10 protein-coding genes are annotated in these 12,047 nt (G+C 71.7%); 4 read left to right on the top strand and 6 right to left on the bottom strand.

Features of this window, described 5'->3' with window-relative positions:
• The first annotated feature begins 38 nt into the window (after positions 1 to 38).
• Positions 39 to 1,067: a cysteine synthase A gene (locus tag ACA089_RS05765; RefSeq protein ID WP_372014370.1), complete on the top strand. Its 1,029-nt coding sequence runs from the start codon at positions 39 to 41 to the stop codon at positions 1,065 to 1,067.
• A gap of 839 nt (positions 1,068 to 1,906) precedes the next feature.
• On the opposite strand, the gene ACA089_RS05760 is transcribed toward ACA089_RS05765, so the two are convergent.
• Positions 1,907 to 2,386, bottom strand: coding sequence for a peroxiredoxin (locus tag ACA089_RS05760; protein WP_372014368.1), 480 nt, complete (start codon positions 2,384 to 2,386; stop codon positions 1,907 to 1,909).
• A gap of 169 nt (positions 2,387 to 2,555) precedes the next feature.
• Between ACA089_RS05760 and ACA089_RS05755 the strand changes: the two genes are divergently transcribed.
• Together ACA089_RS05755 and ACA089_RS05750 are read left to right on the top strand one after the other, a co-directional pair.
• Positions 2,556 to 2,993 (top strand): Hsp20/alpha crystallin family protein, encoded by a 438-nt coding sequence (locus ACA089_RS05755; RefSeq protein ID WP_372014365.1) that lies wholly within the window; start codon positions 2,556 to 2,558, stop codon positions 2,991 to 2,993.
• A gap of 162 nt (positions 2,994 to 3,155) precedes the next feature.
• Positions 3,156 to 4,046 (top strand): DnaJ C-terminal domain-containing protein, encoded by an 891-nt coding sequence (locus ACA089_RS05750; RefSeq protein ID WP_372017679.1) that lies wholly within the window; start codon positions 3,156 to 3,158, stop codon positions 4,044 to 4,046.
• Between the two features lie 6 nt (positions 4,047 to 4,052).
• Here the strand turns inward: ACA089_RS05750 and pilH are convergent, their stop codons facing one another.
• On the bottom strand, positions 4,053 to 4,442 hold the full coding sequence (gene pilH, locus ACA089_RS05745) for a twitching motility response regulator PilH (RefSeq protein WP_372014362.1): 390 nt from the start codon (positions 4,440 to 4,442) through the stop codon (positions 4,053 to 4,055).
• 122 nt (positions 4,443 to 4,564) lie between these two features.
• Entirely contained in the window at positions 4,565 to 5,386 is an 822-nt protein-coding gene (locus ACA089_RS05740) for a ThuA domain-containing protein (protein ID WP_372014360.1), read from the bottom strand.
• 171 nt (positions 5,387 to 5,557) lie between these two features.
• Between ACA089_RS05740 and ACA089_RS05735 the strand changes: the two genes are divergently transcribed.
• The gene (locus tag ACA089_RS05735; RefSeq protein WP_372014357.1) at positions 5,558 to 6,361 is read left to right on the top strand and encodes a glycoside hydrolase family 16 protein; all 804 of its coding nucleotides are present in this window, start codon (positions 5,558 to 5,560) and stop codon (positions 6,359 to 6,361) included.
• A gap of 69 nt (positions 6,362 to 6,430) precedes the next feature.
• On the opposite strand, the gene ACA089_RS05730 is transcribed toward ACA089_RS05735, so the two are convergent.
• The 3 genes from ACA089_RS05730 to ACA089_RS05720 are packed head-to-tail and all read right to left on the bottom strand — an operon-like array spanning position 6,431 to position 12,001.
• Positions 6,431 to 9,664 carry an efflux RND transporter permease subunit gene (locus ACA089_RS05730; RefSeq protein WP_372014354.1) on the bottom strand — a complete coding sequence of 1,078 codons (3,234 nt, stop codon included), beginning with the start codon at positions 9,662 to 9,664 and terminating at the stop codon, positions 6,431 to 6,433.
• On the bottom strand, positions 9,654 to 10,706 hold the full coding sequence (locus ACA089_RS05725; protein WP_372014353.1) for an efflux RND transporter periplasmic adaptor subunit: 1,053 nt from the start codon (positions 10,704 to 10,706) through the stop codon (positions 9,654 to 9,656). The genes ACA089_RS05730 and ACA089_RS05725 overlap by 11 nt, the downstream gene beginning before the upstream one ends.
• Positions 10,703 to 12,001: a TolC family protein gene (locus ACA089_RS05720; RefSeq protein WP_372014350.1), complete on the bottom strand. Its 1,299-nt coding sequence runs from the start codon at positions 11,999 to 12,001 to the stop codon at positions 10,703 to 10,705. The genes ACA089_RS05725 and ACA089_RS05720 overlap by 4 nt, the downstream gene beginning before the upstream one ends.
• Positions 12,002 to 12,047 lie beyond the last annotated feature (46 nt).

Below are 12,047 nucleotides of genomic sequence, written 5' to 3'. Positions count from 1 at the left end.
CCGCTATCCTGGCGCCCCGTTTCCCGCGAGCGCATGCGATGACCCCACGCCCGGCGATCGCCGCCGACCTGGCCGCCGCGATCGGCCACACGCCGCTGCTGCGCCTGCGCGGCGCCTCGGCGCTGACCGGCTGCGAGATCCTGGCCAAGGCCGAGTCGCTCAATCCCGGCGGTTCGATCAAGGACCGCACCGCGCTGGGCCTGCTGCTCGATGCCGAGGCGCGCGGCCTGCTGCGCCCCGGCGGCACGATCGTCGAAGGCACCGCCGGCAATACCGGCATCGGCCTGGCGCTGCTGGGTGCCAGCCGCGGCTACCGCACCATCATCACCATGCCGCAGACCCAGAGCCGCGAGAAGATCGAGGCGCTGCGCGTGACCGGCGCCGAGGTGCGGCTGGTGCCGGCGGTGCCGTACGCCAACCCGGAGCACTACGCCCACCAGGCGCGGCGGCTGGCCGAAGCGATGAACGCGGACGATCCCGGCAGCGCCTGGTTCGCCAACCAGTTCGACAACACCGCCAACCGCGATTTCCACCAAGCCACCACCGGGGTGGAGATCTGGGAGCAGACCGGTGGCCGCGTCGACGGCTTCGTCTGCGCCACCGGCACCGGCGGCACGCTGGCCGGCGTCGGCCGCGCGCTGAAGGCGCGCAACCCGGCCGTGGCGATCGCGCTCGCCGATCCTGCCGGTTCGGCGCTGGCCAGCTGGATCAACACCGGCGAACTGAAGGCCGAAGGCGGCTCGATCAGCGAGGGCATCGGCTCGAGCCGGGTCACCGCCAACTTCGACGGTGCGCCGGTCGACCTGGCCTGGTCGATTCCGGATACCGAGTCTGTCCCGTGGGTGCACGCGCTGATGCACGGGGAAGGCCTCAACGCGGGCGGCTCCAGCGGCGTCAATGTCGCCGGCGCGGTGCGCCTCGCGCGCCAGCTGGGCCCGGGTCATACGATCGTCACCGTGCTGGCCGATGCCGGCACGCGCTACCAGGCCAAGCTGTTCAATCCGGCGTTCCTGCGCGGCAAGGACCTGCCGGTGCCGGCGTGGCTGGATGCGGCGTTTCCGGGATAGGCATCATCGGATTTCCGTTGTGTGGCATGCCGTCACGTCGCCGCGCGCGTCTTCAGCCTTGGCCGCTGGTGTGGCCTTTGCCTTTGTCCGTGTCTTCGCTGTTGGCCTGTCCTGCCGGTAAAGCGAGCCGAGCATCGCAGGAGGACGGGGCCGAAGAGCTGCCCTTGTCTGAGCGAAGCGAGTTTGGGCAGCGTGCCCCGTCCTCCGAGAAGCGCAGGGCACCGGCCGCGTTAGCGGCCGGATCGCGTCCCCGGCTGTGCTTTCTTTTGGTTACTTTTCTTTGCACAAGCAAAGAAAAGTGACCCGCGCATGGCGCGGAAGCTTTGTACTTCTGACCTCAGAAGCTGATGTCGAACTCTCCCTGGATAGAGATCAACAGCAAGGCTTTCACTCGCCGCTTCGCGTCGAGCGAGTCACTTTTTCTTTGCTTATGCAAAGAAAAAGTAACCAAAAAGAAAGCACAGCCGGGGACGCGATCCGTCCGCTACGCGGCCGGTACCCTGCGCTTCTCGCGTCGGCGGGGGACGGCCCACAACTCGCTTCGCTCAGACATGTGGGCCTCTTCGCCCCCGCCGCCGCTGCGATGCTCGGCTCGCTTTACCGGCAGGGGTAGGGCAAGGGCAATATCAACGGCGAGATCAACGGCCAAGACCAACGGCCAAGACCAACGGCCAAGACCAACGGCCAAGACCAATGGCCAAGACCAACGGCCAAGACCAACGGCCAAGACCAACGGCCAAGACCAACGGCCAAGACCAATGGCCAAGACCAATGGCCAAGACCAATGGCCAAGACCAACGGCGAGGATCAACGGCAGCTGTTTGCCCCGCCGGAGCGCGTCAGCCGAGCTGCTCGAGCATGTGGTCGGCCGAGGAGACCCCGAACTCGCCCGGCGCCTCGACGAACAGCTGGCGCACCACGCCGTCCTCGGCGTACAGCGCGAAGCGGCGGGCGCGGATGCCCATGCCGTAGCCGCTGGCGTCCATCTCCAGGCCCAGGGCCTTGGCCAGGTCGGCGTTGCCGTCGGACACCAGCTGCAGCCCGTCCGGCGCGTCCAGCGACTTGCCCCAGGCCTGCATCACGAACGGGTCGTTGACCGCCATGCAGATCACGTCGATGCCGCGGCTGCGGAAATCCTCGAAGCGCTCGATGAAGCCGGGCAGGTGCTTCTCCGAGCAGGTCGGGGTGAACGCGCCCGGCACCGCGAACAGCACGACCTTGCGGCCGTCGAACAGGGTCGGGGTGTCCACGTTCTCCACGCCGTTGCGGATGCGCTTGAGCACGACCTCGGGGATGCGGTCGCCGGTCTGGATGGTCATCGGGGTACTCCTGCAGGGAAGGGGAACCGGGCCGTGCCCGGAGGCTGAACACAGTCTAGCCGCCGGTGCGTTGCCGCCGCGTGGCGGCGCTTGAAAGGCGGCCGGCCGCGCCTATCTCCCGGGCATCGCCGCGCGTTCCGCCGCGGCTTCCCCGAGCAAGGAGACCTCCATGGCCATCGTCCGCTACAACCCCGTTTCCGGCCGCCACCTGCAGGATGAGTTCCGCCAGGTGTTCGAGCGCTTCTTCGGCGACGCCGGCGCCGATCCCTCCGACGTGGTGACCAGCCAGTGGGCCCCGCGGGTGGACATCCGCGAGGAAGCCGACCGCTTCGTGATCTTCGCCGACATCCCCGGGGTGGACCCGAAGGAGATCGAGGTGCAGATGGACAAGGGCATCCTCACCCTCAAGGGCGAGCGCGCCGGCGAGGAGGGCGAAGGCCAGGGCTATTCGCGCCGCGAGCGCGCGTGGGGCGCGTTCCACCGCCGCTTCGCGCTGCCCGACAGCGCCGACGCCGACGGGATCACCGCCAGCGGCCGCCACGGCGTGCTGCGCATCGACATCCCCAAGCGCCCGCAGGCCACCCCGCGCCGCATCGAAGTGCAGTGATGCCACGCCCGGTGCTCCCTCGCGGGGCACCGCGGCCCGCCGCCGGTTCGCGCCGGCGCCGGGCGACCGCCTAGAATCAGGCCCGTGGCGCCCGCGCCGCGGGCCTTCCTGTTTCCGGTGCCGTGCGGCGCACGCGCGGCACCCAGCCAGTCGTGGTGAATGATGGAATTCAAGGACTACTACGCGATCCTCGGGGTCGAACCCAGCGCCGGCGAGGCGGAGATCAAGTCGGCCTACCGCCGCTTGGCGCGCAAGTACCATCCGGACGTGAGCAAGGAAGCCGACGCCGAGGACCGGTTCAAGGCGATCGGCGAGGCCTACGAGGCGCTGCGCGACCCGCAGAAGCGCGCCGCCTACGACCAGCTGCGCGCGCGCGGCTACCGTCCCGGCCAGGAGTTCCATCCGCCGCCGGGCGGCTTCGACGGCGCCGGTTTCGACTTCGACGAGATCTTCGGCGACATGGGCGGCCGCGGCGGCGCGCCCGGCGGCGGCGGCTTCAGCGACTTCTTCGAGAGCCTGTTCGCGCGCCAGCGTGGCGCCGGCGGTCCGCGGCCCGGCGCCGGCCCGCAGCCGCGCGGCGACACCCGCGCCAAGCTGGCGGTGCCGCTGGAGGCGGTCTACCGCGGCGACAGCGTGCGGATCACGCTCAACGGCCGCCAGCTGGAAGTGAAGGTGCCCAAGGGCATCCGCGCCGGCCAGTCGATCCGGCTGGGCGGGCAGGGCAACGGCGGCGGCAACCTGCTGCTGGAGATCGAGTACCTGGCCCACCCGCAGTTCGAGGTCGACGGCCGCAACGTCCTGCACACGCTGCCGCTGCCGGCGTGGCAGGCGGCGCTGGGCACCACGGTCAGCGTGCCGACCCTGGGCGGTCCGGTCGAACTGAAGATCCCGGCCGGTTCGGACGCCGGCCGCAAGCTGCGCCTGCGCGGCCGCGGCCTGCCCGGCGAGCAGCCGGGCGACCAGATCGTGGAGCTGGAAGTGCAGGCGCCGGCGCCGGCGACCGACGCGCAGCGGCAGGCCTACCGCGACCTGGCCGAGGCCTTCGGCGACTGAGGCCGGTCAGGCCTCGCCGGTCTGCAGCGCCTCGCCGCCGAGCAGGCGGCCGATGACCTCCGACAGGTCCGCCTCGGAGAACGGCTTGGTCAGGTAGGCGCGCGCGCCCTGGCGCATGCCCCACATGCGGTCGGTGTCCTGGTCCTTGGTGGTGACCAGCACCACCGGGATGTCGCGCGTGGTGCTCTCGCGGCTGAGCGTGCGCGTGGCCTGGAACCCGTTGAGGTTGGGCATGACCACGTCCATCAGGATGAGGTCGGGAAGCTCGGCCTTGGCCACTTCCACGCCAGCGGCGCCGTCTTCGGCGGTGAGAGTCTCGTGTCCCAGCTTCTCGACGATGCGCTGGATCCCCATGAGCTGGGAAGGCGAATCGTCCACGATCAGGATGCGTGCCATGGTGCGTCCCCGGTATTTCCCCTGCGCCGGAGTGTAGTGCCTGCGTGAAGCCGCCGGAAGCCTCCGCCCGCCGCGCGGCCCCGGCGGGCCCGGAACGTTGACCGGCCGCACAGTGCGCGGCGCTAGCAGGCGTCGGACTGGCCGGTGGCGTAGCGCAGGCCGCGCAGCAGGTGGGCGCGGAACACCGGGTCGGCATACAGGGCCTGGGCGTGGCCCAGCCCGGTGTACCAGGCGCGGCCGCCGGCGCCGGCGTGGCACCAGGCGATCGGATGGTCCGCGCCCATCGTGCCGCCCGCGTAGGCCGATTCGTCCACCGTGGCGATCACGTCCACGGACGGGCGCGGGTTGCGCCGGTAGTTGTACAGCTCGTCGGTGACCTGCCAGTGGGTGCGGCCGTCGGGCCCGCGGCCGGACTCGAAGCGCACGCCGCTGCGCTGCAACCCGGGCGGATGGCCCTTGAACCAGGCGCCGACCAGGTCGCCGTACCAGGGCCAGCGCTTGTGGGTGTCGGCCGCCGCGTGCACGCCCATGAAGGCGCCGCCGCCGGCGATGTAGCGCTCGAACGCGGCCTGCTGCGCGGCATCGAGCACCTCGCCGGTGGTGTTGGCGAACACCACCGCGCGGAAGCGCCGCAGCCGCGCCTCGTCGAACATCGCCGGGTCCTCGCTGTGCACGACCTCCAGCCCGGCCTGCGCGGCCAGGTCGCGCAGCGCGTCCACCGCCTGCGGGATCGAGTCGTGGCGCCAGCCGGCGGTGCGGGTGAACACCAGCAGCGCCGGCCGCGGCGCCTGCGTGGCCCCGTCCGCGGCGCGGGCGGCGGCATGGTCGGCGGCATGGACGGTGGCGGGAGCGGCGAGCGCGAGGGGGATGGCCAGTGCCAGGCAGGCCACCCGCCGCACCGCGCCCATGCGTGCGACGCGATGTCGCCGGTGATCGAAGGTCATGCGCCCAGCGTAGCGGCATCGCCATGCCGGCGCCCGCTGCGTCGCAACGCCGCGGCGCTGTCGCGCACTAGAATCGCCTGCATCGCGGTCACGGGGCAGGGGAGCAGCATGCGGATGCGCTGGAATGGGGCGGGGCGCCGGGCGTTCGCCGCCGGGGTGGTGGTTGCGGCGATGGCGTTGGTTGCGATGCAGGCGGCGATGGCGCAGGCACCGGGCACTGCCGCGCCCGCGCGCGAATGGCGCTTCGGCGACACGCCGGTGTGGCAGGACGAGTTCGACTACCAGGGCGCGCCCGACCCGGCGCGCTGGGGCTACGACCTCGGCGGCACCGGCTGGGGCAACCACGAGCTGCAGCACTACACCGACCAGCTCGGCAACGCCTTCGTCGAAGCCGGCGTGCTGGCGATCGTGGCGCGCCGCTTCAAGCGCGCCGGCCAGACCACCTACACCTCCGCGCGGCTGGTCTCGCGCGGCAAGGGCGACTTCCTCTACGGGCGGATCGAATTCCGCGCGCGCCTGCCGGTCGGCCGCGGCACCTGGGGCGCGCTGTGGATGCTGCCGACGGAGCAGCACTATGGGCGCTGGCCGCGTTCGGGCGAGATCGACATCATGGAACACGTCGGGTACGACCCCGGCCAGGTCCACGTGACCGTGCACACCCAGGCCTACAACCACACGATCAGGACCCAGCGCGGCAAGCAGGCGCGCGTCGACGACCACGCCACGAAGTTCCACCGGTACCGCGTGGACTGGACCCCCGACTGGATCCGCGGCTACATCGACGACGCCCCGGTGTTCGAGTTCGCCAACGAGGGCACCGGCCCGGACGCCTGGCCCTTCGACCGGCCGTTCCACCTGCTGATGAACCTCGCCGTCGGCGGCGACTGGGGCGGCGCGCAGGGCGTGGACCCGGACGCGTTCCCGGCGTGGATGGAGGTCGACTACGTGCGGGTGTATCCGCTGCTGCAGCCGTAGCGCGGCGCCCGCCCGCCGCGCCTTCCGGAAGGCCGGCGCGCGGCGAGCAGGCCGGCTTCCCCGCCCGGTTCAGTCCTCCCGCCGCGCGCGGCCATGCAGCCAGTGGTACAGCGCGGGCAGCACCACCAGGGTCAGCAGCGTCGAGGAGACGATGCCGCCGATCACCACGGTCGCCAGTGGCCGTTGCACCTCCGAGCCGGGCCCCACGTTCAGTGCCATCGGCAGGAAGCCCAGCGAGGCCACGAGCGCGGTCATCAGCACCGGCCGCAGGCGGCCGAGCGCGCCGTCGGACACGGCCCGGTCGAGCGGGTCGCCCTGTTCGCGCAGCTTGCGGATGAAGCTGATCATCACCAGGCCGTTGAGCACGGCCACGCCCGACAGCGCGATGAAGCCCACGCCGGCCGAGATCGACAGCGGGATGCCGCGCAGCGCCAGCGCCGCCACGCCGCCGGTCAGCGCCAGGGGCACGCCGGTGAAGACGATCGCCGCGTCCTTCATCGAGCCGAATGCCCAGTACAGCAGCGCCAGGATGACCAGCAGGGTGAGCGGCACCACGATGGCCAGCCGCTGGCCGGCCGAGATCAGCTGTTCGAACGTGCCGCCGTAGTCGATCCAGTAACCGGTGGGCAACTCGACCCGTGCACCGATCGCATCCTGCAGTTCGGCGACGAAACCGCCCAGGTCGCGTCCGCGCACGTTGGCGGTGACCACCACGCGGCGCTTGCCATCCTCGCGGTTGACCTGGTTGGGGCCGAGCACGGTCTCGATCTTCGCCACTTCGCGCAGGGGGACCGTGCGTGGTTCGCCGGCGGCCCAGCGCGCGACGCTGCGTGATTCGTCGTCGTTGCCGCCCGCGCCCAGCGGGATCGGCAGGTCCGCCAGCGCTGCCGGATCCTGGCGCAGCGGCTCGGGCAGGCGCACCACGATGTCGAAGCGACGGTCGCCCTCGAACAGCTGGCCGGCCACTTCGCCGCCGACCGCCATCGCCACCGTGTCCTGCACGTCGCCGGGATTGAGCCCGTAACGGATCAGCGCGGCACGATCGGGCGTCACGGTCAGCATCGGCAGCCCTTCGGCCTGCTCCATGCGCACGTCGGCCGCGCCGTCGATGGTCGCGGCCACCGCTTCGATCCGGCGGCCGACCTCGACCAGCGTGTCCAGGTCGTCGCCGTACACCTTGACCGCCACGTCCGCGCGCACGCCGGAGATCAGCTCGTTCATGCGCATCTGGATCGGCTGGGTGAACTCGTAGTTGTTGCCGGGCAGGCGGCGCGCGGCGGTCTCCAGTTCCTCCAGCAGGGTGGCCTTGGGCTTGCGCGGGTCGGGCCAGGCCTGGCGCGGCTTGAGCATGATGAAGGTGTCGGTCACCGAGGGTGGCATCGGATCGCTGGCCACCTCGCCGGTGCCGATCTTGCTGAACACCCGCTCCACTTCCGGGAAGGCGGCGAAGGTCTGCTCCAGGCTGGCCTGCATCGCGACCGCCTGGCTGAGGCTGGTGCCGGGAATGCGCATCGCATGGACGGTGATGTCGCCCTCGTCCAGGCTCGGCACGAACTCCGACCCCAGCCGTGTCGCCACCAGGCCGCAGGCCACCAGCAGCACGGCCGCGCCGGCGAACACGAGCGCGCGTCGGCGCAACGCCCAACCCAGCACTGGCTGGTAGGCCCTGCGCGCCCACTGCATCAGCCGGGTGTCCTGCTCCTCGACCGTGCCGCGCAGGAACAGGGCGATGGCCGCGGGCACGAAGGTCAGCGACAGCAGCATCGCGCCGGTCAACGCGAGCACCACGGTCATGGCCATCGGGTGGAACATTTTTCCTTCCACGCCGGTAAGGACGAAGATCGGCAGGTACACCGCGGTGATGATGCCCAGTCCGAACAGGCTGGGGCGGATCACCTCGGCGGTGGCCGATGCGGTGGTCGCCAGGCGCTCTCCTTCCGACAGCAGCCGGCCCAGCCGGTGCTGCAGTTCGCCGAAGCGACGCAGGCAGTTCTCGATGATGATCACCGCGCCGTCGACGATCAGGCCGAAGTCCAGCGCGCCCAGGCTCATCAGGTTGCCGGAGACGCCGCCGCGGACCATGCCGGTGAGGGTGAACAGCATCGCCAGCGGGATCACCGCCGCGGTGATCAGCGCCGCGCGGAAGTTGCCCAGCAGCAGGAACAGCACGACCACCACCAGCAGCGCGCCTTCGACCAGGTTCCTGGCCACGGTGCGGATGGTGCGGTCCACCAGCGAGGTGCGGTCGTAGACCGGCACTGCCGACACCCCGGCCGGCAGGCTGCGGTTGGCTTCCCGCAGGCGTGCGGCCGCGGCCTGCGACACGTCGCGGCTGTTGGATCCGACCAGCATGAACACCGTGCCGAGCACCACTTCGTCGCCGTCCAGCGTGGCCGCGCCGGTGCGCAGCTCCCGGCCTTCGCCGACGTCGGCCACGTCGCGTACCCGGATCGGCACGCCGTCGCGGCGGTCGAGGACGATGTCGCGGATGCCATCCAGGTCGGAGACCTGCCCCGGCGCGCGGACCAGGAATTCCTGGCCGTTGCGCTCGATGTAGCCGGCGCCGACGTTTCGGTTGTTGGCCGCCACCGCCTGGACGACATCATCGAAGGTGAAGCCCAGCGCGACCATGCGGGCCGGATCGGGGGTGATGTGGACCTGCCGGGCGAAGCCGCCCTGGGTGTTGACCTCGGTCACGCCGGGCACGTTGCGCAGCTGCGGGCGGATCACCCAGTCCTGCAGCGTGCGCAGGTCGGTGGCCGTCCATGGCGTGCCGTCGGCTTTGCGCGCCTGCGCATCGGCCTGCACGATGTACATGAAGATCTCGCCCATGCCGGTGGCGATCGGACCCATTTCCGGATCCAGGCCCCCGGGCAGCTGCGACCTGGCCTGGGCGATGCGCTCGGCCACCTGCTGGCGGGCGAAATACAGGTCGGTGCCGTCCTTGAACACCACGGTCACCTGCGACAGCCCGTAGCGCGACAGCGAGCGGGTGTAATCCAGCCCGGGCAGCCCGGCCAGCGCGGTTTCCAGCGGGAAGGTCACCCGCTGCTCGGCTTCCAGCGGCGAATAGCCGGGCGCGGCGGTGTTGACCTGGACCTGCACGTTGGTGATGTCGGGGGTGACGTCGATCGGCAGCTGGCGGAAACTCCATGCGCCGACCGCGACCAGCGCCAGCGTCAGCGCCAGCATCAGCCAGCGATGGGCGATGGCGAAGCCGATGATGCGTTCGAGCGCGCCGGCCGGTGGGGTGAGCGTGCTGGTGGGGAGCGTGCTGGTGGGGAGCGCGGGGTCAGTGCTCATGCGCGGCCCCCGCCTTCTCGATGTCGGCCTTGATCAGGTAGCTCTGCTCGACCACGACATCGTCGCCAGCCTCCAGGCCATCGAGTACCTCGACCTGGCGCGCATCGCGCTTGCCGAGCTTTACCGGGTGCGCGGTATAGCGGTCGCCCTCGCGCACGAACACGACGTCACGCTGCTCCAGCGCCTGCAGCGCGGTGAGCGGTACGACCAGCGCGGCCGGCTGCCGCTCGACGGTGATCCGCGCCCTGACCGCCGAACCCGGGCGCCACAGGCCATCGTCGTTGGCCAGGACCGCGCGTGCGACCGTGCTCTGGCTGGCGGTGGCGGTGCCCGGCAGCACGCGTTCGAGCGTGGTCTGCGCGGTGACGCCGTCGCTGAGGCGGGTCACCGCGACCGGCGCGCCGGGCACGATGTGGCCGGCGTCGGAACCGAAGATGTGCAGGTCCACCCACAGCTGCGACAGGTCGGCGACCTCGAACAACGGCGCGCCTTCGGCGGCGATGCCGCCGACGCTGGCGTTGCGCGCCAGCACGACGCCGGGGATCGGCGAGGTCACGTTGTAGCTGGACAGGCTGAGGTTGCTCTCGATGGTGGCCAGCACCTGGCCGGCGCGGACGCGGTCGCCGACGTTTACCGCCAGGCGGCGGATCGGACCGGGGTAGCGCGCGGCCACCTGGGCGAGCCGGCTTTCGACGGGCGTCAGCAGGCCCTGCACTTCGTGCTCGTCGGCGATGGTGCCCGGCGCCGCCTCGGCGACCCGGATGCCGGCCGCGTGCGCGATGTCCGGGTCGATCGTGGTGGCATCGGCATGCGCTTCGCCTGCTTCGCCTTTGCCGTGCGCATGGCCGGCTTCTTCACCGCCATGGCCTTCGTCTTCGTGGCCGGGCTCGCCGTGGCCGGCATCCGTCGGCGCGCCTCCGTCATGGCCGTGGCCGGCGTCTTCCCTGCCGGGGTCGTGGGCATCTCCGCCGCCGGCCGGGTCGCGGCCACAGGCGGAGAGCAGCGCAACCAGCAGCAGCGCGAGGGTGAGCGAACGGTTCATGGGGCGGTTCCTTGTGCGGGGGCGCCGGCGGCGGCCACGAAGGGCTGGCCGGTCAGGCGCTGGATCTCGATGAGGGCGGCCTGGGCTTCCCGCGCGGCATCCAGTTGCTGCCGCTGCGCGGCGGTGCGCTCGGACTGCAGCTGGGCCCATTCCAGGTAACTGGTGGCGCCGGCGCGATACGCGCGCTCGGCGGCGCGTTCGGCGCCGGCCAGGCGCGGCAGCACGTCCTGCGCGGTGCGCTGCACTTCCCGCTGCGCGACGCGATAGCGCCCGTGCGCCTCGACCAGGGTCGAGTACAGCGAGATGCCGCGCGACGCGCGCTCCAGGCCCAGCGCGGCCAGTTCGGCTTCGGCGATGCGGACCTGCGGCTGCGCGCGGCGGGCGCCGCCGAGCGGCAGCGAGACACGGCCGACCAGCGCGGTGTCGTCGCTTTCCTGCAACCGCCGCACGCCCAGCTGCCAGTCCAGGTCCGGCGTCGCCGCCGCACGCGCCAGTTGCAGGCGCGCTTCGCCGATGCGCTGTTCGTCGACGAACCGGGCCAGCTCGGGCGTGCGTTCGAGCCAGTCGGCGAGTTCGGGCAGGTCCGCCAGCGCCGGGAGTGCCAGTGGATCGACCGCGGCGATCCGGAACTCCGGATCGCGCTCGCCCCACAGCGCGGCCAGGTGCTGGCGCGCGGCCTGTTCCTGCTGGGCGGCGCGGTCGACGTTCATTTCCGCACGGGCCAGCGCCGCCTCGGCGGTGAGCACGATCGACTCGGGCGAGGCGCCGGCCTGGTGGCGGTGGCGCGCGGCGGCGACGGTGCGCCGGCGCTGCTCCACGTCGGTCCGGGCGATGTCGCCCTGGTCGCGCGCGAAGGCCACGGCCAGGTAGCGCCGCGCGGTCTCGGCCAGCAGGTCCAGGCGCTGCGCTTCGCGCTGGATCGCGAGGGCGTCGATCCGGCCCTGGGCCAGTGCACGGCGTGCATCCAGCTTGCCGCCGCGTTCCAACACCCCGGCCAGGCTCAGCGTGACCTCGGCGGCATCGAAGCCGCGGGTGTCGCCGCTGCCGAGTGCGTTCTCGATGTCGAGTCCGGCCCGCAGCGCGGGCTTCAGCACCGCCTGGTCGCGTTCGGCGAGCAGGAGGTCGGTCCGCGCGCCAAACAGGCGCAGGTCGGGGTGGGCCTGCGACACGCGCGAGAAGGCGTCGTCGAGGGTGAGGGGTGGCGCGGGAACGGGATCGGGATCGGCGGCCAGCGCCGGACAGGCGACGGCGCACGCGACGATCCACGCGGCAGCGGCCGCGAATCGCACAGGCATGTGGAGGCTCCGATGGGGACGGTGACGGATCGCTGGCCAAAGGCCA

It is taken from the genome of Pseudoxanthomonas fibrivorans, from assembly GCF_041464125.1.
Lineage (GTDB): Bacteria > Pseudomonadota > Gammaproteobacteria > Xanthomonadales > Xanthomonadaceae > Pseudoxanthomonas.
Note: the sequence above shows the minus strand (reverse complement) of the source record. Positions and strands in the feature narration are given on the sequence as shown.